This is a genomic window from Paraburkholderia fungorum (assembly GCF_900099835.1).
GTDB lineage: Bacteria > Pseudomonadota > Gammaproteobacteria > Burkholderiales > Burkholderiaceae > Paraburkholderia > Paraburkholderia fungorum_A.
Map to the genome: position 1 here is coordinate 194,372 of NZ_FNKP01000001.1, position 23,073 is coordinate 217,444.

The following is a 23,073-nucleotide window of genomic DNA, read 5'->3' on the forward strand; positions in this document are numbered from 1 at the left end:
TTGGCTTTCGCCGCAGGGCCTGATCTATGTGGGTTTGAATTACCCACCATCATTTCATTATTCTGGTGCGCCCGGCTGGGATCGAACCAGCAACCCCTGCCTTCGGAGGGCAGTACTCTATCCATTGAGCTACGGGCGCTTCACGCAAAAGCGCGGCAACCGGAACGGATGCGACGCCAAAGCAAGACCGCAAGAATACCCGGTTTCGGCCCGACCGTCCACCTGACGGCCCATATGACACGATCTCGCGCCCGTCAACCGCGCTTCGCGCTTCGGGTAAACGCCTGCTGAACAGCCCGCCGCGCGCCTCGCCGCCGCTGAAATCTTGCGTCTATAATCGTCCGTGGCTGATCAAAAACAAGAAGTTGCCGTCACGCTGTACCGCTCACATACCCACGGAGACGAGACAAGCATGAGCGAAGCACCCCACGGAGCCCCAATCAAAACACCAGGACAGCTCATCGCCGCGATCATCGCCGGGTTTGCTGTGCCAATCGTCATCATCGTTCTGCTGGCCGTCTACGTCGATAATTCGACCCGCACGGGCGCCGGCACCGACTCTCTCTCCGAAGACCAGGTCACGTCCCGCATCAAGCCGCTGGCTCAGGTCGATATTCGCGACGCCAATGCGCCGCGCGTGTACAAGAGCGGCGAAGAGGTTTACAAGGCGGTTTGCTCGGCGTGTCACGCGTCGGGAGCGGCGGGCGCGCCGAAATTCACCAATACCGCCGACTGGGCGCCGCGTATCTCGCAGGGCTTCGACACGCTGTGGCATACGGCGCTCTCCGGCAAGGGCGCGATGCCTCCGCGCGGCGGCACCAGCCCGGACGACTACAGCGATTTCGAAATCGCCCGCGCCGTGGTTTATATGGCGAACAACTCCGGCGCCAGCTTCCCCGAACCGGCGCAGCCAGCAGCGGGCGCGGCGGCCGCGTCCGGCGCGCCCGCTGCTGCACCGGCAGGCGCATCGGATGCCGGCGCGGCCCAGGCCGCCGCAGCGATGGCGGCGATGGCAAGCGTGCCCCAGGCAGCCGCACCGGCGGCGGGCGGCACGCAAAGCGCGGACGCGTCGCAAGCCGGCAAGGCGTTGTATCAGCAGGTTTGTCAGGCGTGTCACGCGGCGGGCGTGCTGAACGCACCGAAATTCGGCGATAAGGACGCCTGGGCGCCGCGTCTGAAAGAGCCGATGGACACGGTCTATAACTACGCGCTGCACGGCAAGGGCGCGATGCCGGCGAAGGGCGGCTCGAATGCCTCCGACGCCGACGTGAAAGCGGCGGTCGACTACATGGTTAGCGCTGTGAAGTAAGGCGCGGCACTGATCGCCGCGTTACGGCTTTCACTTGCAGTAGACATAAAAAATCCCTGCTTTGCGCGAAACGCGAGCAGGGATTTTTTATGCGCATTGATTGTTCAGCGCGCTGGCGCGATGGAAAACCGCCGGGAGTACGAGCCGCGAGGCAAACCAAGCAAGCACCAGCCTGGGCGCGGGCACAAAAACACCACCATCGACTCGCAGGCTCCATCCCCCATCCGCCCGCTCAAGGCTTCTGCAACAGCGCCTTCAAACTGGCCAACCGGTCTTTCGGTGACATCGGCGCTTCTTCGGGCGTCGGCGGCGGTGCATCGTCCAGCAGCATCTCGGGGATAAACCGCGACGGCTCGCACACCACCGTCTCCCGCGCGCGCTTGCGTTTCTTGCACCAGTTCAGATGCAGGCTGCGCTGCGCCCGCGTAATCGCGACGTACATCAAACGGCGTTCTTCCTCGATACGCGCGTCGTCGATCGGCTCGTCATCGGGACCGCCGCGGTGCGGCATGATGCCCTCCTCGACGCCCACCAGAAACACGTGCGGATATTCCAGACCCTTCGACGCATGCACGGTCGACAGACGCACCGCATCGGGATCTTCCTCACGGCCTTCCAGCATCGACATCAGCGCGACGGTTTGAATCAGACCGAGCAGGTTCTTGCCGGTATCGCCGAGACCGTCGGCGGTGTCGTAGCCGGTGGCTTCGCTGTTAGCTGCATCGGCAGGCTCGGCCTTGGTGCCTTTACGTTTGAGCCACTCCATGAACTCCAGCACGTTCTGCCACTTGGACTGCGCCTGGCGTTCGTCGAACGCGTCGTACAGATACGCTTCGTAGTGGATCGCGTCCATCAGTTCGTCGAGCAGCGGGCCCGCTGCGTCCTTCTCCGCGCGATCGGTGAGGCGCTGCATGAAGTCGCAGAACACGCGCATCGGCTCGATCTGACGAGGCGACAGGCGCGCTTCGATCCCGCCCATGTAGACCGCTTCGAACAGCGACACCTTCGCCTGACCCGCGAACGAGCCGAGCGCCTCGAGCGTCGTATTGCCGACGCCACGGCGCGGCGTGGTGATCGCTCGGATGAACGCGGGGTCGTCGTTCGCGTTGGCGATCAGACGCAGATACGCACAGATATCCTTGATTTCGGCTTTGTCGAAGAACGACTGGCCGCCGGACAGCACATACGGAATCCGCTCGCGACGCAGCACCTGCTCGAAAATACGCGCCTGGAAATTGCCGCGATACAGGATCGCGTAGTCGCGGAAATTCGCGCGCCGCTCGAACTTGTGCGCCGACAAACGGAACACGACCGACTCCGCTTCGTGCTCTTCGTCGTTACAACCGGTGACGGTGATCGTGTCGCCCATGCCGTGTTCGGACCACAGCTTCTTCTCGAACAGCTTCGGGTTGTTCGCGATCACGTTATTCGCCGCGGTCAGAATGCGCACCGTCGAGCGGTAATTCTGTTCGAGCTTGATCAGATGCAGCTTCGGAAAATCCTTGCTCAGCTGGCCGAGATTTTCGAGCGTGGCGCCGCGCCAGCCGTAAATGGCCTGATCGTCATCGCCCACCGCCGTGAACGCCGCACGCTTGCCGGCCAGCAGCTTCACGAGTTCGTACTGGCACGCGTTGGTGTCCTGATACTCGTCGATCAGCAGATAACGCAGCTTGTTCTGCCAGCGGTCGCGCACCTGCTCATTCTTCTCGAAGAGTTCGGCGGGCAAGCGGATCAGATCGTCGAAATCGACCGCCTGATACGCGTGCAGCGTCGCCACGTAATTGCGGTAGACGATCGCGGCCTGATGCTCGTCCTCGGTCGCGGCAATCGCGATCGCCTGCTCCGGCATGATCATGCCGTTCTTCCACAGCGAGATGATCGACTGGATCTTGCGGATAAAACCCTTGTCCGTGGACCCGACCTGCTCCTGGATCATGCCGAAGCAGTCGTCGGAATCCATGATCGAGAACTGCGGCTTCAAGCCGACGTGTTCCGCCTCCTGCCGAAGAATCTGCACGCCAAGCGAGTGGAACGTACACACCGTCAACTGATTGACGGGCACCTTGCGGCCTTCCTTGCCGGGCGTGGTGAGCGTCTTGCCTTCGAGCAGCTTGCCCACGCGCTCGCGCATTTCCAGCGCGGCCTTGTTCGTGAACGTGACGGCGGCGATGTGGCGCGGCTCGAAGCCTTTGGCTTCGATCAGGTGCGCGATTTTCTGCGTGATCACGCGCGTCTTGCCGCTGCCTGCGCCGGCGAGCACGAGACACGGACCGTCGAGATAACGGACCGCTTCATTTTGAGCGGGGTTCAGGCCTGCGGACATCGTCTGGATGGTGATGCGGTTGAAACTGCGGTTTGTGGGCGCGCCGGTGAGAAAAAGCACCGGCCGAAGGCCCGGGGGCATGCTGCGCGCCGCCGGCCGGATCGGGTGCTCCGCAAGCGTGCGAAGGTGATCTGACCCGCCGCGAATCGCGCGAGAGGAGCGATGTTAACACGGATGCCAGGCCCGCACGCTGACAACAAGTGCCCTCTAATAGGTGCGGTTAGCTGCATCTTCGAAGTCCGGCAAAGGCGGTCTTTCGAAACGAATCGCCGTGAAAAATGACACCTCTTTCCGTCGAATGGCGACGCGCATTAAGCGCCCTGACCGCGAACGCCCACGACAGAAACCCCGCCGCCGACCGCCACGCGCAACCGCACCACACGCCAATCACCTGCCACGCGCCTGCCGCTCGCCCGTCAGGACATGCCACAATTACGGTGTTGCGCGCCGTCGCCGCGGTGGCAAAACGGCGCGCCGTTTCTGCAGGAAGACACGCATGTCCGCATCGCTGAAGATTGGATTGATGGGTTACGGTTTTGCTGGCGCGACCTTTCATGCGCCGGTGATCGCACATTGCGGACGCGCGAGCGTCGCCGCCATCGCGACCGGTCAGCCCGAGCGCGCGCTGGCCGGTTATCCGCACGCAAAAATCGTCGCCGATCTCGACGCGCTGCTCGCGCTCGACGATATCGACTGCGTCGTGATCGCCACGCCCAACGACACCCACTTCGACCTCGCGCGCCGCACGCTCGAAGCCGGCAAGCACGTGGTGGTCGACAAACCGGTGACGCTAACTGCGGCCGAAGCCCACACGCTCGCGAACATCGCGCTCGCTCGCAGCAAATTGTTCGTGCCCTTTCACAACCGGCGCTGGGACGGCGATTTCCTGACCGTCCGCGATCTGCTTGCGCGCGTGGAACTGGGGCGCATCACGCAATACGAATCGCATTTCGACCGGTTCCGGCCGGAAGTGCGTCAGCGTTGGCGCGAAGAGGCGTCGCGTGGCGGCGGCTTGCTGTTCGACCTCGGGCCGCATCTGATCGACCAGGCGCTGGCCCTGTTCGGCGCTCCGCAAACCGTATCGGCGACGGTGCGCACGCATCGCGACAACGCTAGCGCGCCGGACTACGTACACATTCAGCTTGGTTATGGCGAGTTCGAAGTGGTACTGCACGCGAGCGCGCTGACCGCGCTGGTCGCGCCGCGCTTTACGATCCACGGCACGCGGGGGAGCTATGTGAAATACGGGCTCGACACGCAGGAAGACCAGTTGAAAGCCGGCCTGCGTCCCGGCGATGAAGGCTTCGGCGCCGGCAACACGGCGGGCGTGCTGCGCGTGCTCGAAGGCGATCAGGAAGTGGAACGCGAAGTGCCGACGCGCAATGGCGACTACACGGGCTTCTATATCGCGCTGGCCGACGCCATTCAAAATGGCGTCGCGTTCCCGGTCACCGCTCAGGATGCCGTCGACGTGATGACCATCATCGAGTTGGCCGCGCGTAGTTCCGAAGAAGGCGTCCGCCTGCCGTTCGAGCGAATTCGCTGACATCGTTTTCCTGCGCGGCGCAGCGGGCTGTGTACCAAAAACAGCCCGCGCCGCAAGTGCCGCGCGGGCGCGTTTTACCTGACAAAAGAACAGCTACATGACAGGTACACAACGTTACAAAACATCCCGCCTGCGCCGTCAGCGCAAATCCGCCACCATCCGTTGCTACCCACGTAGCACCATCAAAGACAAAGATTTCCGGAGAAACCATGCCTCGAACTATCCGCGCGATTGCCGCGTGCGCTTTACTGACGTCACTTGCCGCCTGCGTCGTGCAGCAACCGGCACCGGCACCGCGTCCCAACCCGCAGCAGATCGCGGATCAGCGCCTGCATCAGGTGGACGGCCGGATCGACAACCTCGGTCGCCGGATCGATAACCACGTGAATCAGGGCTATTACCCGCCCCCGCAAGGCGGCGCGTTGCACCATCGTCTGGAAGTGATCCGCCAGGAAGCGCACGACATGGCCGCGCAACACGGCGGCGGTCTTTCGTCCGAAGAGCAACGTGTGCTGAATCAGGAACTGGATAACGCGGCGCACGCGATCGGCGAGTAAACACGCGGGCGTTTCCATAACCTCTGCAACGCCAGCGCGGGCATCACGTCCCGCGCTTTTTTTGGCGTGTAAAAACCGCTGCGCTTACTCCCACACGGCCTGCGGGCCTTCAATTGACAAGCCTCCGGCCGTCGCGTACATTCGCCGCACGCGTCGGGAGAGAGCGCTGGCCGCTGGATTTCGCAGGCCGCGCCGCCGAAGGGGCATACCCGCAAACTCTCAGGCAAAAGGACCGACCGCGTCGAAAAACCCGCTTCAATGCAGCACCGAGGCATCCGGTTTTTCGCACTCTGGAGAGCGGCAGTAGCCATCTGTATCGTCCAAACAGCGAACAGATTCAGGCAAGCTGCCCACCGAAGGGGCGCGCGTCTCACCGTGACGAATCAACGTTCCTGGCAACGTCGTCACGGCGGCGCAATCTCTCAGGTATCGAGGACAGAGGGGTCATGCAGAACCACGCTCGCAGGCATTCGGCCGCGAGGCGTAGCGCCGCATGGCCTTTTTTGTTTCGCGAGATGCCCGAGGCCCCATGACCGAACTCAAACACACCCCGCTCAACGCCACCCATCGTGCGCTCAACGCCCGCATGGTCGATTTCGGCGGCTGGGACATGCCCGTCAACTACGGCTCGCAGATCGACGAACATCGCGCCGTGCGCACCGACGCCGGCATGTTCGACGTCTCGCACATGTGTGTCGTCGACTTCATCGGCGAGCGCGTGCGTGCGTTCTTCGAATACGCGCTCGCCAACAACGTCGGCAAACTGCAAACGCCGGGCCGCGCGCTTTACTCCTGTCTGCTGAACCCGAATGGCGGCGTGGTCGACGATCTGATCGTCTATTACTTCGGCGAAGATCACTTCCGTGTCGTCGTGAACGCGGGCACTGCCGATAAAGACATCGCCTGGTTCGGCCAGCTCAACGCCGAAGGCGGCTTCGGCCTGACCATCACGCCGCGTCGCGATTACGCGATCGTCGCCGTGCAAGGCCCGAATGCGCGTGAGAAAGTCTGGCAAACCGTGCCGGCCGCTCGCGCCGCCACCGAAGCGCTCAAACCGTTCAACGCCGCCCGAATCGAAGAAACGCCGTTCGGCGAACTGACCGTCGCGCGCACCGGCTACACCGGCGAAGACGGCTTCGAAATCATCGTCCCGGCGGATCACGTCGAAGCGCTCTGGCAGGCATTGCAGGCCCAAGGCGTGCGCCCCGCCGGTCTCGGTGCGCGCGACACGCTGCGCCTCGAAGCCGGCATGAACCTCTACGGCCAGGACATGGACGACAACGTGTCGCCGCTCGACGCCGGTCTCGCATGGACCGTCGACCTGGCCTCGCCGCGCGACTTCGTCGGCAAGGCGAAGCTGGAAGCGAACGGTTCGCAGGCTGCGTTCGTCGGCCTGATCCTGCTGAAGGAAAACGGCAAGGCGGCGGGCGTGCTGCGTGCTCATCAGAAAGTCGTCACGCCGCACGGCGAAGGCGAAATCACCAGCGGCACGTTTTCGCCGACGATGCAGGAATCGATCGCCTTCGCGCGCGTGCCCAAAGGCGTGCAAGTGGGCGACACCGTTCACGTTCAGATTCGCGATAAGGCCGTACCCGCAAGCGTGGTAAAACTGCCATTCGTGCGCAACGGCAAGGTGCTGGCGGTTTAAGCAGCCCGCGCGTGCGTCCCTCAGAAATTTTTTGCCTCGCAGATGAGGAGCCTGGCGGGTCAAATCGCCAGGCTTGGGACCTTCCCCATTTAAGTCACTACCGAATCACCGCATAGGAGCATCCGATGAGCATCCCGGCCGATCTGAAATACACCGAATCGCACGAGTGGGTCCGCACCGAAGCGGACGGCACGCTGACGGTCGGCATTACCGACCACGCGCAGGAAGCGCTCGGCGATATCGTCTTCTTCGAAGTCCAGGAACTGGGCAAGACCGTGACCGCCGGCGACACCGTCGCCGTCATCGAATCGGTGAAGGCCGCTTCCGATATCTACGCGCCGGTTTCGGGCGAGATCATCGAAGCGAACACGGCCGTGGCCGACACGCCCGATTCGGTCAACAGCACGCCGTACGAAAGCTGGCTCTTCAAGATCAAGCCGGCCGACGGCGCGACGCATGACCGTCTGATCGACGCCGACGCGTACTCGAAGTCGATCGGCGCCTGATTTACCTTTACGTTTAACCCGTCAGGTGCGGCGGGTTCTTCCTGAAACGCTGCAACAGGAAGGCAGCCGCACCGCCAGGAACACCCATGAAGCTCGAACACCCGGATCGTCTGATGAACCGCACTCCTCTCTCGCTCGCCGCGCTCGAAGTGCACGACGCCTTCGCCGAACGGCATATCGGCCCGGATTCGGCCGATCAGCAAGCGATGCTCGAAGCCCTCGGCTTCGCATCCCGCGCCGCGCTGATCGACGCCGTGATTCCGAAGACGATCCGCCGCACCGAAACGCTGCCGCTCGGTCCCTTCGCGCAACCCAGAAGCGAAGCCGAAGCGCTCGCCGCACTGCGCGAACTCGCGGACAAGAACCAGGTGTTCCGCTCGTACATCGGGCAGGGCTATTACAACGCGCACACCCCGACGGTGATTCTGCGCAACGTGCTGGAAAATCCGGCGTGGTACACCGCGTACACGCCGTATCAGCCGGAAATCTCGCAAGGCCGTCTGGAAGCGCTGCTGAATTTCCAGCAGATGGTCGTCGATCTGACGGGTCTCGCCATCTCGAACGCGTCGCTGCTCGACGAAGCCACCGCTGCGGCTGAAGCGATGACGCTGCTGCAACGCGTCGGCAAGTCGAAGTCGAACGTGTTCTTTATCGCCGACGACGTGCTGCCGCAAACCATCGAAGTGGTGAAAACGCGCGCGACGCCGGTCGGCATCGAAGTGAAAGTGGGTCCCGCAGCGGAAGCTGCGAACGCGAATGCGTTCGGCGTGCTGTTGCAATACCCGGGCGTGAACGGCGACGTGCGCGACTACCGCGCGCTGACCGAAGCGATCCACGCAGCAGGCGGCCACGTGGTCGTCGCGGCGGATCTGCTCGCGCTGACCGTCCTCACGCCGCCGGGCGAATGGGGCGCGGACGTGGCCGTCGGCAATACGCAGCGCTTTGGCGTGCCGGTCGGTTTCGGCGGCCCGCATGCGGCTTACCTCGCCGTGCGCGACGAATTCAAGCGTCAGATGCCGGGCCGTCTGGTCGGCGTGACGGTCGATGCACAAGGCAACCCCGCACTGCGTCTCGCGCTGCAAACGCGCGAACAGCATATCCGCCGCGAAAAGGCGACCTCGAACGTGTGTACCGCGCAGGCGCTGCTCGCGATCATGGCGAGCATGTACGCGGTTTATCACGGCCCGCACGGTCTGAAGACCATCGCGCTGCGCGTGAACCGCATCGCCGCGCTGCTCGCAGAAGGCGCGAAGCAACTCGGCTACACGCTGGTCAACGATACCTTCTTCGACACCCTCACGTTCGACACCGGCGCGCGCACCCAGGCGTTGCTCGACGCGGCCACCGCGAAGCGCATCAATCTGCGCCGCGTGAGCGCGACGCAAGTGGGCCTGTCGGTCGATGAAACCACGTCGCGCCGCGATCTCGCCGATCTGCTCGCCGTGTTCGCGCAGGCAGCTTTCTCGAGCGACGTGCCGCAAGTCGACGCACTCGACGCAAAGCTCGCGGCATCGAACACGGCTTCGGTGCCGGCCGCGCTCGAACGCACCAGTGCGTACCTCACGCACCATGTGTTCAACCGTCATCATTCTGAAACGGAAATGCTGCGCTATCTGCGCAGCCTGTCGGACAAGGACCTCGCGCTCGACCGCTCGATGATCCCGCTCGGCTCGTGCACGATGAAGCTGAATGCGACGTCGGAAATGTTGCCGGTCACGTGGCCCGAATTCGGCCAGATCCACCCGTTCGCACCGGCTGAGCAGACCGTCGGCTACCGCGAGATGATCGACCAGCTCGAAGAGATGCTGGTCGCGGCAACCGGCTATGCGGCCGTGTCGCTGCAACCGAATGCGGGCTCGCAAGGCGAGTACGCCGGTCTGCTGATCATCCACGCGTATCACGCGTCGCGCGGTGAAGGTCATCGCAACGTCTGCCTGATTCCCGCTTCGGCGCACGGCACGAACCCGGCATCGGCGCAAATGGCCGGCATGCAGGTCGTGGTCGTCGCGTGCGACGCGCAAGGCAACGTCGATATCGAAGACCTGAAGAAGAAAGCCGAACAGCACGCCGACAAACTGGCGGCGATCATGATTACGTACCCGTCCACGCACGGCGTGTTCGAGGCGAACGTGCGTGAAATCTGCGAGATCGTGCACGCGCACGGCGGCCAGGTTTACGTCGACGGCGCGAACATGAACGCGATGGTCGGTCTGTGCGCGCCGGGCCAGTTCGGCGGCGACGTGTCGCATTTGAATCTGCACAAGACCTTCTGCATTCCGCACGGCGGCGGCGGACCGGGCGTCGGTCCGGTCGCAGTCGGCGCGCACCTCGCGCAATTCCTGCCGAACCAGATTTCGTCGGGCTACGAACGCGCGCCGAACGGTATCGGCGCAGTGTCGGGCGCACCGTACGGCTCGGCGTCGATTCTGCCGATCTCGTGGATGTACATCGCGATGATGGGCGCGAAGAACCTGACCGCCGCAACCGAGACCGCGATCCTCAACGCGAACTACGTCGCGAACAAACTCGCGCCGCATTACCCGGTGCTGTATTCGGGCCCCGGCGGCCTGGTCGCGCACGAGTGCATTCTCGATCTGCGTCCGATCAAGGAAACCAGCGGCATCAGCGTGGACGACGTCGCCAAGCGCCTCGCCGACTACGGCTTCCACGCGCCGACGATGAGCTTCCCGGTGCCGGGCACGCTGATGGTCGAGCCGACCGAATCGGAATCGAAGGAAGAACTCGACCGCTTCATCGAAGCGATGATCGCGATTCGCGACGAGATTCGCGCGGTCGAAGAAGGCCGCTCGGACCGCGAGGACAATCCGCTGAAGCACGCGCCGCACACGGCAGCGGTCGTGATCGCCGACGACTGGAAGCATGCGTATGCGCGCGAAACCGCCGCGTATCCGCTGAAGACGCTGATCGCGAAAAAGTACTGGCCGCCGGTTGGCCGCGCGGACAACGTGTACGGCGACCGCAATCTGTTCTGCTCGTGCGTGCCGATGTCCGACTACGAGTAAGCACAAGCACCGCCGCGCATCGTCCGCTGCCGTGAAAGCGGTTGAAAAAGGACAATGCGCGGCGGCGCCCGCGATCCTGTCGCTGATGGGCGCAAACGGCTAACATCACACACCGAATCAGCCAAATTAGGAGTTTCGCATGGCGCGAAAGGTGCGATTGATGCAAAGCCGGGCGCACGCAGCGCGCGCCCGAACGTGGTGGCCGACCTGCACATTGCTGATGGCTGGCGCAGCCGCGCTGCTGCCGCTACAGCAGGCGCAAGCCGCAATGAATTTCTGCGCAGCGCCCGCGTTGCAAACCAGTGAACGCACGAACGCCGATCCCGGCGTGAAATTGCTGGTGAGCAACGTGCAGGCGCATCTGAACGAGCAGCCGCACGCGCAGGCAAAGCTGCACACGGAAGGCACGCTGCCGCACGAGGGCATCTACGACCAGAGCGTCGAGGCGGAGCAGGATCTCGATCTGCTGCGCGACGCCGCGCTTGCATGGCGCGCGACCAGCGACGACCGCTATCTGAAGCTCGTCGACCGTCTGCTGTATGCATGGGTCACCACCTATCAACCGAGCTTCAATCCGATCGACGAAACCCGTTTCGAGGGGCTGATTCTCGCGTACGACATGACCGCGAGCGCGTTGCCCGTGAAAACGCGCAACGCGTCGATGGCGTTCCTGACGAAGCTCGCGAACGGCTACATCGCGCAGATCGACGCGCAGCCGCGTCCGCTGAAAGGCACGTTCCGCAACAACTGGCAGAGTCACCGTATCAAGCTGATCGCAATGGCCGCGTTCACGCTCGATAACCGCAAGATGATCAACGCGGCGCAGCGTCTGTTCGTCGAGCATATCGGCGACAACATCAACGCGGACGGCTCGACCATCGACTTCAGCGAACGCGACGCGCTGCATTACGTCACCTACGATCTGCAGCCGCTCGTCACGGCAGCGCTCGCCGCGCGCCGTCACAACCGCAACTGGCTGCAGGAGAAAGGCGCGAACGGCGCCACGTTGCTGGCCGCGCTCAACTGGCTCACGCCGTTCGCGACCGGCAAGCAGACTCACGAAGAATTCGTGCATTCGAGCGTTCCGTTCGATGCAAAACGTCGCGAGGCCGGCTTGCCTGGCTATTCGGGTCAATGGGATCCGAAGAACGCGACGGAACTGTTTCACCTGGCCGCGCGTCTCGATGGACGCTTTACGCCAGTCGCGCTGCAACTCGCACCCACGCCGCCTGCCTGGCTCGCCGTGTGTTTGCCGTTGCCGGCGCGCTAAACCTATTACTTTTCAGCAGGGAGCAGTCAATGGCAGTCAGCGTGTTCGATCTCTTCAAAATCGGCATTGGTCCGTCCAGTTCGCATACGGTTGGGCCGATGCGCGCTGCGCTGATGTTCGTGCAAGGGCTTGAACGCGACGCTCTGCTGGCTGCAACGGCTTCGGTGAAGGTCGATCTGTACGGCTCGCTCGGTGCAACGGGCAAGGGCCACGGCACGGATCGCGGCGTGATGCTCGGCCTGCTCGGCGACGCGCCCGATACGGTCGATCCCGACACCATCACGCAACGACTCGAAGCCGTGCGAGTGACGCGCAAGCTCGCGTTGCTCGGCACGCACGACGTGCCGTTCGTGCAGAAAGAGCACATTTCGTTTTACCGGCAGGCGTTGCCCGAACATCCGAACGGCCTGAAGCTGCGCGCGTTCGACGCGCAAGGCGAGACCTTGCGTGAGGCGACGTATCTGTCGGTGGGCGGCGGTTTCGTGGTGACGGCCGGCGCGCCGAACACAAAGGTACTGAGCGCCGTCGATCAACTCCCCTACCCGTTTCGTACCGGCAACGAGTTGCTCGCGCTGTGCGAATCGAGCGAAAAAAGCATTGCTCAATTAATGTGGGAAAACGAGCGCGTCTGGAACAGCGAAGAAGACACGCGCAGCGGCCTGCTGAAAATCTGGGACGTGATGCAGTCGTGCGTGTCGCGCGGTTGCGGCATCAACAACCCGGCTGCGGATGGCAATTTGCCGGGACCGTTTCAGGTGAAGCGCCGTGCGCCGCAGTTGTATCGCGCGCTGTCGGGCAATCCTGAACTGGCGTTGCGCGATCCGCTGTCGATGGTCGACTGGATCAATCTGTACGCGATCGCCGTCAACGAGGAAAACGCGGCGGGCGGTCGTGTCGTGACCGCGCCGACCAACGGCGCGGCCGGCATCATCCCGGCTGTGCTGCATTACTACACGCGCTTCATGCCTGGCTCGAACCAGCAGGGCGTGATCGATTTTCTGATGACGGCGGCGGCCATCGGCATTCTGTACAAGCTGAACGCGTCGATTTCCGGCGCGGAAGTGGGCTGCCAGGGCGAGGTGGGCGTCGCGTGTTCGATGGCGGCGGGTGCGCTGGCTGCGGTCATGGGCGGTACGCCGCGACAGGTCGAGAACGCGGCTGAAATCGGCATGGAACACAACTTGGGGCTGACCTGCGATCCGGTCGGCGGAATGGTACAGATTCCGTGTATCGAGCGTAATGCGATGGCGTCAGTGAAGGCCGTGAATGCAGCGCGGATGGCGTTGCGCGGCGACGGCAGCCACTACGTGTCGCTCGATTCGGTGATCAAGACCATGCGCGAAACCGGCGCGGATATGAAGACGAAGTACAAGGAAACGTCGCGTGGCGGCTTGGCGGTGAATATCGTCGAGTGTTAACGGCGCCTGTTTCATGCAGCGCTGCTGCTTGATGAATGAAAACGCGGACCTGACCGGTCCGCGTTTTTTATGCGCTGACGCATTCGCGTTGGCCGTTCATCTGCGACGCCGTGACAGCACCTGCACCCTCGGCGTAAGCTGTCGGAGCGCCCATCGCCCGACAGCTTCACCTACGTCCGATGCGGCATCTCACATCGCTCTCTCGCACTGCCAGGAGGTTTCTTCGCAATGTCGCTGCCGAATGCTCCCGTTTCTGATTCCAACGCCGCCCAAACCACGGGCGCGCGTCTCGTTGTCGATGCCTTGCTCACGCACGGCGTCGAACGGGTTTTCTGTGTTCCGGGCGAAAGCTTTCTCGCCGTGCTCGATTCGCTGCACGACGAAACCGAACGCATCCAGACGATCGTTTGCCGGCACGAAGCAGCCGCCGCGAACATGGCCGAAGCGGTCGGCAAACTGACGGGCCGTCCGGGCGTCGCGATCGTCACGCGCGGACCGGGTGCCACGCATGCATCGATCGGCGTGCACACCGCGTTTCAGGATTCCACGCCGATGATTCTGCTGATCGGCCAATGCGCGCGCGAACATCTCGACCGCGAGGCGTTCCAGGAAATCGACTATCGGCGCATGTTCGGTCAGATGGCGAAGTGGGTCGCGCAGATCGACGATCCGAAGCGCATTCCCGAATATCTGAGCCATGCCTTTCACACAGCGACGTCCGGTCGACCCGGCCCCGTCGTGCTGTCGTTGCCGGAAGACGTGTTGAGCGACGTGTGCGATATCGTCGCCGGTGCGCCGGCTTATCAACGCGTCGCGGCGTCGCCATCGGGTGCGCAAATCGACAGGCTGCGCGAATTGCTCGAAGGCGCGCAGCGGCCGATGGTGATCGCGGGCGGCAGCGGCTGGACGCCCACCGCGTGCGCGGATTTTCAACGCTTCGCCGAGAACTGGCAGTTGCCCGTCGGCCTCGCATTCCGCTTTCAGGACACACTCGACAACGAGCATCCGAACTATGCGGGCGATGTCGGTCTCGGCATCAATCCCGCGCTTGCGCAACGTATCCACGATGCCGATTTGCTGATCGTGCTCGGCCCGCGCATGGGCGAGGCGACGACCAACGGCTACACGCTGCTCGACGTGCCGAAAACGAAGCAGACGCTGGTGCACGTGCATCAGGGCGCGGACGAGTTGGGACGGGTCTACTCGGCGGATCTGCCGATCGTGTCCGGCATGCCCGAGATCGCGGCATTGCTCGCGGCGCTGAAGCCGTCATCGGAACAACTTGCGTGGGCTGGCTCAGCCACCGACGCGCATCGCGCGTACCTCGAATGGCGCAAGCCGCGCCCAATTCCCGGCGACGTGCAGATGGGCGAAGTGATCCAGCAATTGCGCGCGCATCTGCCGGACGACGCGATTCTGACGAACGGCGCGGGCAATTACGCGACGTGGCTGCATCGGCACTTTTCGTATCGGCATTACCGCTCGCAACTCGCGCCGACGAGTGGCGCGATGGGCTACGGCGTACCCGCGGCGATTGCGGCGAAGTCGCTGTATCCGCAGCGCGCGGTGGTTGCGCTCGCCGGTGACGGTTGTTTCATGATGGCCGCGCAGGAACTCGCGACGGCGATGCAATACGACCTTCACGTGCTGTTTATCGTCGTGAACAACAGTCAGTTCGGCACGATCCGGATGCATCAGGAACGGCACTATCCGAACCGCGTGCATGGCACGGCGACCACAAATCCCGACTTCGCGGCGTTCGCCAGGTCGTTCGGCGCGCACGGCGAAACCGTAGAGCGAACCGAAGATTTTCTGCCCGCCTTGCATCGCGCGATGGAGGCGAAACGTCCGGCATTGATCGAGATACGGCTGCCGCAGGAAGCGAGTACGCCAGGCGCGACGCTTGAGCAGATTCGCGAACAAGGGCGGAAAATGCGAGGCGAGTAACACGCGCCACGCCATGAAAAAACCCCGCCGAAGCGGGGTTTTTTTGTTGCAGCTTCAGCAGCGAAAAGCGCTTACTTGCCGCCGACGCTTTGCAGCGTCGTCCACTTGCCGTCGACAACCTTGTACAGCGTGATGCCGCCGTTCTTCAGATCGCCGTGCGCGTCATACGCGAGGTTCGACGACGTGACAGCCGGCATCGACGTCTTCGCCAGCACCGGCAGATACTTCGCCGGATCGGTCGAGTTCGCGGTCTTCATTGCGGTGAACATGGCCATTGCGCCGTCGTACGCGTACGGCGAGTATGTTTGCACGTCCTCGTTGAAACGCTTCTTGTACTTCGCGACGTAGTCCTTGCCGCCCGGCATTTCTTCCAGCGGCAGACCCGCCAGCGATGCCACCGTGCCGTTCGCCGCGTCGCCCGCGAGCTTGATGAAGGTCGGCGTGTGAACCATTTCGCCGCCCATCAACGGAGCCTTGATGCCCAGTTGCTTCATCTGCTTGACCATCGGCGCCGCTTGCGAATCTGCGCCGCCGTAATAGATCAGGTCCGGGTTGTTCGACTTCAGCTTCGTCAGGATCGACTTGAAGTCCACAGCCTTGTCGTTCGTGTATTCACGATCGACGATCGTGCCGCCCGCCGCCTTCGCCGCTTTCTCGAACTGATCGGCCAGACCCTGGCCGTAGGCCGTGCGGTCGTCGACGATCACGATCTTCTTCATGCCCAGCGTCTTCACCGCGAACGTGCCCGCGACCGAACCTTGCTGCGTGTCGGACGTCATCATGCGGAACGTGGTCTTGAAGCCTTGCTGCGTGTATTCCGGTGCGGTCGCCATGGCGATCTGCGGAATGCCCGCGTTCGCGTAGATGCGCGAAGCCGGGATCGTGGTGCCCGAGTTGAAGTGGCCGAGCATGCCCTTGATGCCGTCGTCCACCAGCTTCTGCGCGACGGTCGTACCGGTGCGCGGGTCAGCCTGGTCGTCGGCTGCATCCAGCACGAAGTGAACCTTCTTGCCGCCGATCACCGGATTGGTCGCGTTCATGTCTTCCACAGCCAGCGTGATGCCGTTCTGGAAGTCCTTGCCGTAGTGAGCCTGCGCGCCCGTCATCGGTCCGGCGAAACCCACCTTCACGTCTTCGGTCGATTGAGCCTGTGCCGTCCCCGCAACCGACATCGCAGCAACCAGCGCCGCGCCTGCCAGCTTTGTCATCTTGTGTTGCATCGCTTGCTTCTCCTTGGTACCAGGTGAGTGTGGAGCGGGATCGGGGTCGCCGTACCGCTTCCGTTTTAATTGAGTGATCAGAGAGGTTCGCTCAACCGATCGTCATCAAATTCGCATTACCGCCGGCCGCTGCCGTATTCACGCTGACCGAGCGTTCCGTCAGCAGACGCTCGAGTGCGTAGTCTTCATCGCCGCTTTCCAGCGCGCGCGCCGCGACGCCCTGCACCGACACGATCGGTCCCGAACGCTTCGCGATTTCCTTCACCAGCGCGAGCAGTTCGTCGCTATCGCCCTCGAACAGCACTGCGTCGAATGGCGTGTCGGCGCTCTTCTTCACGCTGGCATGCGACTTCAGCGACGCGGGCAACTGCGCCACCAATTGTTCACCGGCCGCGCCTTCGAACAGCGCACGGTTTCCCGTAGCCAGCGCGGCCGCGAACTGCACGCGCGCGCCGCTCGCCGTCGACGCAATACACAGCACCGCGCCGCGTGCACCGAGCGTATAGGTGTTGCGCTCGCCGGTCGGCCCGGACAACACCGCCGTCGCGCCCGCCGGCACATGCGCCAGATAACCGTCGCAACGTGCAGCCAGCTCGGGCTGACGTTCGGAGATCAGCCAGTCGCGCAGCGTGGTGAGCGCGGCGGTCGGATTGTCGCCGTTTTCGGTCGAGCGCGGGGGTTCCGCGACCAGCGTCTGAGCCAGCGATTTCGGCAAACCAGCCGGACGCGTCGCCAGCAGACGTTGCAGATACAGCGCGCCACCCGCCTTCGGACCCGTGCCCGACAGACCTTCGCCGCCGAACGGCTGCACACCCACCACCGCGCCGATCACGTTGCGGTTCACATAAATATTGCCGACGTGCGCGCGGCTGATCACGTGCGCGATCGTTTCGTCGATCCGCGTATGGATGCCGAGCGTCAACCCGTAACCCGTCGAGCGGATCTGTTCGAGCAGCTTGTCGAGCTGGCTGCGGCGATAGCGCACCACGTGTAGCACCGGGCCGAACACTTCACGCTTCAGTTCGTCGATGCTGTCGAGTTCGATCAGCGTCGGCGGCACGAAGGTGCCCTGTGCGCAACCTTCCGGCATCGGCAGTTGCTCGACCTTGCGGCCCTTGTCGCGCATCGCCGCGACGTGTGCGTCGATGCCGCGTTTCGCGTCGAGGTCGATCACCGGGCCGACGTCGATCGACAGACGGTCCGGATTGCCCACCGCCAGCTCGCGCATCGCGCCGGTCAGCATTTCAAGCGTGCGGTCCGCCACATCGTCCTGTAGACAAAGAACGCGCAGCGCGGAACACCGTTGACCGGCAGAGTCGAAAGACGATTGCAGCACGTCCGCGACCACCTGCTCGGCGAGCGCCGACGAATCGACGATCATCGCGTTCTGGCCGCCGGTTTCCGCGATCAGCGGAATCGGCTTGCCGTCCGGGTCGAGCCGGTTCGACAGCGTCTTGTTGATCAGACGCGCGACTTCGGTCGAGCCAGTGAACATCACGGCGCGGGTGCGCGCATCGGCCACCAGTGCCGCGCCGACCGTTTCGCCGTCGCCCGGCAGCAGTTGCACCGCGCCTGCCGGCACGCCGGCTTCGCGCAGAATGCGCACGGCTTGCGCGGCGATCAGCGGCGTCTGTTCAGCGGGTTTCGCGAGCACCGTGTTGCCGGCTGCTAGCGCGGCGGCCACCTGGCCCATGAAAATCGCCAGCGGGAAATTCCACGGGCTGATACACACCACCGGACCCAGCGGACGATGCGTGTCGTTCGAAAACTCTTCGCGGATTTGCGTCGAGTAGTAGCGCAGGAAGTCGATTGCTTCGCGGATTTCCGCGACCGCGTTCGCCAGCGACTTGCCGGCTTCGCGCACCACCAGGCCCATCAGCGTGTGCATTTGCGCTTCGAGCAGATCGGCGGCACGCGCGAGGCAATCGGCGCGCGCGTCGACCGGCGTTGCCTGCCAGATCGGCGCGGCGGCGACCGCATGCGCGAGCGCGGCGCTCACATGTTCCGCGGTCGCTTCGACCACCGTGCCGACGAGGTCGCGATGATCGGCGGGATTGCGAACGTCGCGCGCATTGCCGACCGCGATTTCGTTGTCTTCGAGCATCGGCGCCGCGCGCCACGGATGATGCGCGCTAGCCAGCAACGCCGACGACAGCGACGCCAGCCGATGCTCGTTCGACAGATCCAGCCCCATCGAATTGAGACGCTCGCTGCCGAACAGATTGCGCGGCAGCGGAATCTTCGCGTGCGGCGCGCCGAGCGGGACGATCTTCGACGCTTCGTCGACCGGATCGGCGATCAGGTCCTTGATCGCGACGTTTTCATCGGCGATACGGTTCACGAACGACGTGTTCGCGCCGTTTTCCAGCAGACGGCGCACGAGATACGCGAGCAGCGTTTCGTGCGTGCCGACCGGCGCGTAAACGCGGCACGGACGGTTCAGCTTTCCGGCCGACAGCGGGCCCGTGACTTCCTCGTACAGCGGTTCGCCCATGCCGTGCAGGCACTGGAACTCGTACTGGCCGGGGTAGTAGTTGTTGCCCGCGAGGTGATAGATCGCCGACAGCGTGTGCGCGTTGTGCGTGGCGAACTGCGGATAAACCGCGTCCGGCGCGCCGAGCAGCTTCTTCGCGCACGCGAGGTACGACACATCCGTATAGATCTTGCGCGTGTAGACCGGATAGCCTTCGAGGCCGTCCACCTGCGCGCGCTTGATTTCGGTGTCCCAGTACGCACCCTTCACGAGTCGAACCATGATCCGGTGACGGCTGCGGCGCGCGAGATCGATGATGTACTCGATCACGAACGGGCAACGCTTCTGATACGCCTGCACGACGAAACCGATGCCGTTCCAGCCCGCCAGTTCCGGGTCGAAGCACAGCGCTTCGAGCAGATCGAGCGAGATTTCGAGGCGGTCGGCTTCTTCGGCGTCGATGTTCAGGCCGATGTCGTAACGGCGCGCAAGGATCGCCAGCGAGCGCACGCGCGGCAGCAGTTCGCTCATCGTGCGTTCCTGCTGCGAGCGCGAGTAGCGGGCGTGCAGTGCGGAGAGCTTGATCGATATACCCGGGCCTTCGTAGATGCCACGGCCGCCGGCAGCCTTGCCGATCGCGTGAATCGCCTGCTCGTACGATGCGTAGTAGCGCTGCGCGTCGGCTTCGGTCGTCGCCGCTTCGCCGAGCATGTCGTACGAGTAGCGGAAACCGCGCGCTTCGTATTTGCGGCTGTTGGCCAGCGCTTCGGAAATGTTCTCGCCGGTGACGAACTGCTCGCCCATCAGGCGCATCGCCATGTCCACGCCCTTGCGGATCAGCGGCTCGCCGCCCTTGCCGATCATGCGCGTGAGCGCCGACGACAGGCTCGTTTCGCTGTTGGTCGTAATCAGCTTGCCGGTGATCATCAGGCCCCAGGTCGCGGCGTTGACGAACATCGACGGCGCCTGGCCCATGTGCGATTTCCAGTCGCCCTTGCTGATCTTGTCGCGGATCAGCGCGTCGCGCGTCGCGCGGTCGGGAATGCGCAGCAGCGCTTCGGCGAGGCACATCAGCGCGACGCCTTCCTGGCTCGACAGCGAGAATTCGTGGATCAGCCCTTCGACACCGCCGCCCTTGCTCTTGCCGCGCAGCGTTTCGACCAGCTTGCCGGCCAGTGCCTGAACATCGCCGGCGAGGTTCGCGGGCAAACGCGCCTGACCCAGCAGGAACGGCACGCACTCCGGCTCCGGCCGGCGATAAGCCGCCGTGATCGCCGCGCGCAGTACCGACTGCGGTTGCACGTTCTGCGCGAAATCGAGAAACGGATGCGACGCGCCGTCTTCTTCGTTTTCGACTGCGGCGCCGTCGGCCAGATCGGCCGAACCCGTCGCACCCGACAGTTCAGGAGGCAATTGGCCGTGCTCGATCTTTTCGAGGTACGCAAAGATCGCCTGCTTGATGAGCCAGTGCGGAGTGCGTTCGAGACGGGTCGCGGCATCTTTCAGCCGGGTGCGCAGGAGGTCGTCGACCTTGACGCCGAGGGTGGTGCTAGCCATGTTTCCTTCTTCGGAGACCAGACAGATGCCTGGCGAAAGACTAAAAGTTGGGCGAATCGTACGCTTCTCAATAAAAAGGTGCAACCGACTCTCTGACGTGGTTGCACCCTGCTGGAAGCCTTACCCAACATGGCTTTTCGGCCGATGGCTTCGCGCCCGGCGACGCCGGTTGCGATCAGTGTTTTCCCTGGCCTGATTCTTTTTGCATTTCACCCTTATCAAACCGTCCGACGCGCCGTTATAGAGCCATAGCGGTACGCGGCCTCACGGCACGCAAAAAAACGATACGGGGTTTTTGAGGACAGAAGAAATGGAAAAGTGGCTGGTAGTAGCGGGCATCTGGGCGATGTGCGCGGCGTGTGCCGTGCTGTTTATCCGTGGCGCGACGGCCCGGTCGGACAAGCGTGCGGCCGTCGGCGGAAACGTGCGTGCGTCGGCGGGCGAGCGACGGGCAGCGCTGAACGATTGATGGGTTAGCCCGCGCCCGACATGGCGGCGCTGACTCATCACCGAACGATGCGTGCAGCAGGCATGCGCCACCGGGTTCGACCCGGCGGCGCAGCGGACCGCGCACGTCAGTGCGAAACGGAAGGTGTTGGCGAAAACTGCGCGCAGGAGTCGTCGGGCGAGACGAGCTGGTCGTGCAGACGACACAGCCGGCTATGCGCGACGCTCGCGCCGAATCCCGAACTGAATACTGTGAGGCCCGGAATGCTTTGCTCCAGTGAATGCCGATCGTCGGCGCGATACCGGCAGCTTGCGCACTGCGGCGCGCACGCCTGTTCGCGTGCGTCCGCAGTGACGGCGACGCGGACTGAACGTCCCGTTGTCATCAGCCCTGCCCCAAGCTATTCCAATACGATGCGAACACGTGCGCGGACAGCGCGTAGCCGATGGCGATATTGACCACCACACCAGCTGTGAACGCGAGGAACGGCTTGAGCCCGGTCGCCGTGAGCGAGCGCAAACGCGTGGTCAGGCCGATGCTCAGGAAGCAGAAAGTGAACGCCCACGTACGCAGCGCGGTAATCGGCGCAACGAATTCGGGCGTGACGACCTTGCGGTAGTCGGCCAGCGAATAGTGGCTCGCGATCCACGTCACCAAGGCCGACGCAATCACGAAGCCGATTACGAATTTCGGAAAGCGCGCCCAGATTTCGCCCGCATTTGCTTTGGATTTGACGCCGCCATCCTGCGACTCCCAGCGCGTCGTCGCGACGATCGCCAGCACGAAGGCCCAGATGCCAATCCAGATATCGCGGCCGACCACTTTCATCAGCGTGAACGCTTGCAACGATGCTTCCGGCGAGCCGGCGATGGCGCCGCTCGCGTGCTTCGCGAAGTCGCCATAGGCTTGCGCGGCGGCGATGCCGGCGGCGTCCGCGAATTCGGACGTGCCGATCCATGCGCCCGCCACCGCCGTCGAAAGTCCCAGCGAGCGCGACGCGAACGGCAGCACGAAGATCATCACGATGGCCCACAGCACGACCAGCGTGATCGCGACCGATGCCTGCTCACGTTTTGCGCGCACCGCGCCCGCAATCGCAATCGCCGCCGACACCCCGCACACCGCGCCACCGACGCCAAGCACGGCAGCAAAACGTCGATCGAGTCCGAATGCCTTGGCGGCGAAGAAAATCACGAAGAAGGTCACGAGCGACACGATGCTCGCCTGCACGACCGCCACCGGACCCGCCCACACGAGTAACGTGAACGGCAGCGTCGCGCCGAGCAGCACGATGCCGACCTTGATATAAAACTCCACCCGCAAGCCCGCCGAAAACCATTCGGGCAACGTGAGAACGTTCGACACCAGCAAGCCGAGCGCGAGCGCCACCAGCGGCGGCTCCAGGTTGTACTTCGACGCGTTGACCCATGCGCCGACCGTAAAGATCAACGCCGACGCCACGAACAGAATCGCGAACGACGCGAGGAATGCGCCAACCCGCTGCTTGAGCGCCGCGAGGCTCACGCCGAACAGCAGCGCGAACACAACGAACAGCGCAATGTAGTTCGGCAGATGCCTGCCGAGATCCTGCGCGGCCTGGCCGACGCTCGTCCATTTGGCCGGCGCAACCGAGAGCCACTTGATGCTGCTACCCGACGCGAACAGCGCCCACGCGACCACAATCACCAGCAGGCCGACCCACACGGCCCACCAGTCTTCAGTCGAAAAAAGTCCGCCGCCGTGCGCGGTCTGCCGGTTCCTGGGCGCGGCGCCCGTCGGCAGGGTTTGATTGGTATCGCTCATCGCAATGCCCCGAGGAAGTTAAGGT

14 protein-coding genes, 1 tRNA gene and 2 riboswitches are annotated in these 23,073 nt (G+C 63.6%); of the genes, 10 read left to right on the forward strand and 5 right to left on the reverse strand.

The window, feature by feature from the left end:
* Window positions 1-63: 63 nt before the first annotated feature.
* Window positions 64-139: transfer RNA gene (locus BLS41_RS00925), tRNA-Arg, on the reverse strand.
* Window positions 140-412: 273 nt separating this feature from the next.
* Here BLS41_RS00925 and BLS41_RS00930 point away from each other — a divergent pair.
* Window positions 413-1,309 carry a c-type cytochrome gene (locus tag BLS41_RS00930; RefSeq protein WP_074762519.1) on the forward strand — a complete coding sequence of 299 codons (897 nt, stop codon included), beginning with the start codon at window positions 413-415 and terminating at the stop codon, window positions 1,307-1,309.
* Window positions 1,310-1,541: 232 nt separating this feature from the next.
* Here BLS41_RS00930 and BLS41_RS00935 read toward each other — a convergent pair whose 3' ends face one another.
* Window positions 1,542-3,632: a UvrD-helicase domain-containing protein gene (locus BLS41_RS00935; RefSeq protein ID WP_074766190.1), complete on the reverse strand. Its 2,091-nt coding sequence runs from the start codon at window positions 3,630-3,632 to the stop codon at window positions 1,542-1,544.
* A 496-nt stretch (window positions 3,633-4,128) separates the two neighbouring features.
* Here BLS41_RS00935 and BLS41_RS00940 point away from each other — a divergent pair, with 496 nt between their 5' ends.
* The 8 genes from BLS41_RS00940 to BLS41_RS00975 all read left to right on the forward strand — a co-directional run bounded on the left by BLS41_RS00940 (window position 4,129) and on the right by BLS41_RS00975 (window position 15,547).
* The gene (locus BLS41_RS00940; protein ID WP_074762520.1) at window positions 4,129-5,178 is read left to right on the forward strand and encodes an oxidoreductase; all 1,050 of its coding nucleotides are present in this window, start codon (window positions 4,129-4,131) and stop codon (window positions 5,176-5,178) included.
* Between the two features lie 209 nt (window positions 5,179-5,387).
* Entirely contained in the window at window positions 5,388-5,735 is a 348-nt protein-coding gene (locus BLS41_RS00945; RefSeq protein WP_074762521.1) for a hypothetical protein, read from the forward strand.
* Between the two features lie 144 nt (window positions 5,736-5,879).
* Window positions 5,880-5,980: riboswitch (glycine riboswitch) on the forward strand.
* 35 nt (window positions 5,981-6,015) lie between these two features.
* Window positions 6,016-6,184: riboswitch (glycine riboswitch) on the forward strand.
* 80 nt (window positions 6,185-6,264) lie between these two features.
* Entirely contained in the window at window positions 6,265-7,383 is a 1,119-nt protein-coding gene (gene gcvT / locus BLS41_RS00950; RefSeq protein ID WP_074762522.1) for a glycine cleavage system aminomethyltransferase GcvT, read from the forward strand.
* A 125-nt stretch (window positions 7,384-7,508) separates the two neighbouring features.
* A complete protein-coding gene (gene gcvH / locus BLS41_RS00955; protein WP_074762523.1) occupies window positions 7,509-7,889 on the forward strand; it encodes a glycine cleavage system protein GcvH in 381 nt (126 codons plus the stop codon).
* 86 nt (window positions 7,890-7,975) lie between these two features.
* A complete protein-coding gene (gene gcvP / locus BLS41_RS00960) occupies window positions 7,976-10,912 on the forward strand; it encodes an aminomethyl-transferring glycine dehydrogenase (protein WP_074762524.1) in 2,937 nt (978 codons plus the stop codon).
* A gap of 139 nt (window positions 10,913-11,051) precedes the next feature.
* Entirely contained in the window at window positions 11,052-12,182 is a 1,131-nt protein-coding gene (locus tag BLS41_RS00965; protein ID WP_074762525.1) for an alginate lyase family protein, read from the forward strand.
* A gap of 29 nt (window positions 12,183-12,211) precedes the next feature.
* Window positions 12,212-13,600, forward strand: a complete 1,389-nt coding sequence (locus BLS41_RS00970) for an L-serine ammonia-lyase (protein ID WP_074762526.1) — start codon at window positions 12,212-12,214, stop codon at window positions 13,598-13,600.
* Window positions 13,601-13,828: 228 nt separating this feature from the next.
* Window positions 13,829-15,547: a thiamine pyrophosphate-binding protein gene (locus BLS41_RS00975; protein WP_074762527.1), complete on the forward strand. Its 1,719-nt coding sequence runs from the start codon at window positions 13,829-13,831 to the stop codon at window positions 15,545-15,547.
* Window positions 15,548-15,618: 71 nt separating this feature from the next.
* On the opposite strand, the gene BLS41_RS00980 is transcribed toward BLS41_RS00975, so the two are convergent.
* Window positions 15,619-16,767, reverse strand: coding sequence for a branched-chain amino acid ABC transporter substrate-binding protein (locus BLS41_RS00980; protein WP_074762528.1), 1,149 nt, complete (start codon window positions 16,765-16,767; stop codon window positions 15,619-15,621).
* 91 nt (window positions 16,768-16,858) lie between these two features.
* Complete coding sequence (gene putA, locus BLS41_RS00985; RefSeq protein ID WP_074762529.1) at window positions 16,859-20,797, reverse strand: trifunctional transcriptional regulator/proline dehydrogenase/L-glutamate gamma-semialdehyde dehydrogenase; 3,939 nt, start codon at window positions 20,795-20,797, stop codon at window positions 16,859-16,861.
* Window positions 20,798-21,107: 310 nt separating this feature from the next.
* Here putA and BLS41_RS38865 point away from each other — a divergent pair, with 310 nt between their 5' ends.
* The gene (locus BLS41_RS38865; RefSeq protein ID WP_171910179.1) at window positions 21,108-21,266 is read left to right on the forward strand and encodes a hypothetical protein; all 159 of its coding nucleotides are present in this window, start codon (window positions 21,108-21,110) and stop codon (window positions 21,264-21,266) included.
* Between the two features lie 363 nt (window positions 21,267-21,629).
* Here BLS41_RS38865 and BLS41_RS00995 read toward each other — a convergent pair whose 3' ends face one another.
* Window positions 21,630-23,048 carry a YeiH family protein gene (locus tag BLS41_RS00995; RefSeq protein ID WP_074762531.1) on the reverse strand — a complete coding sequence of 473 codons (1,419 nt, stop codon included), beginning with the start codon at window positions 23,046-23,048 and terminating at the stop codon, window positions 21,630-21,632.
* Between the last annotated feature and the right edge of the window lie 25 nt (window positions 23,049-23,073).

Bases quoted from the DNA above. Each gene is read 5' to 3' on its own strand.
- BLS41_RS00930 (WP_074762519.1), top strand. From the start codon at position 413: ATGAGCGAAGCACCCCACGGAGCCCCAATCAAAACACCAGGACAGCTC.
- BLS41_RS00935 (WP_074766190.1), bottom strand. From the start codon at position 3,632: ATGTCCGCAGGCCTGAACCCCGCTCAAAATGAAGCGGTCCGTTATCTC.
- BLS41_RS00940 (WP_074762520.1), top strand. From the start codon at position 4,129: ATGTCCGCATCGCTGAAGATTGGATTGATGGGTTACGGTTTTGCTGGC.
- BLS41_RS00945 (WP_074762521.1), top strand. From the start codon at position 5,388: ATGCCTCGAACTATCCGCGCGATTGCCGCGTGCGCTTTACTGACGTCA.
- gcvT (WP_074762522.1), top strand. From the start codon at position 6,265: ATGACCGAACTCAAACACACCCCGCTCAACGCCACCCATCGTGCGCTC.
- gcvH (WP_074762523.1), top strand. From the start codon at position 7,509: ATGAGCATCCCGGCCGATCTGAAATACACCGAATCGCACGAGTGGGTC.
- gcvP (WP_074762524.1), top strand. From the start codon at position 7,976: ATGAAGCTCGAACACCCGGATCGTCTGATGAACCGCACTCCTCTCTCG.
- BLS41_RS00965 (WP_074762525.1), top strand. From the start codon at position 11,052: ATGGCGCGAAAGGTGCGATTGATGCAAAGCCGGGCGCACGCAGCGCGC.
- BLS41_RS00970 (WP_074762526.1), top strand. From the start codon at position 12,212: ATGGCAGTCAGCGTGTTCGATCTCTTCAAAATCGGCATTGGTCCGTCC.
- BLS41_RS00975 (WP_074762527.1), top strand. From the start codon at position 13,829: ATGTCGCTGCCGAATGCTCCCGTTTCTGATTCCAACGCCGCCCAAACC.
- BLS41_RS00980 (WP_074762528.1), bottom strand. From the start codon at position 16,767: ATGCAACACAAGATGACAAAGCTGGCAGGCGCGGCGCTGGTTGCTGCG.
- putA (WP_074762529.1), bottom strand. From the start codon at position 20,797: ATGGCTAGCACCACCCTCGGCGTCAAGGTCGACGACCTCCTGCGCACC.
- BLS41_RS38865 (WP_171910179.1), top strand. From the start codon at position 21,108: ATGGAAAAGTGGCTGGTAGTAGCGGGCATCTGGGCGATGTGCGCGGCG.
- BLS41_RS00995 (WP_074762531.1), bottom strand. From the start codon at position 23,048: ATGAGCGATACCAATCAAACCCTGCCGACGGGCGCCGCGCCCAGGAAC.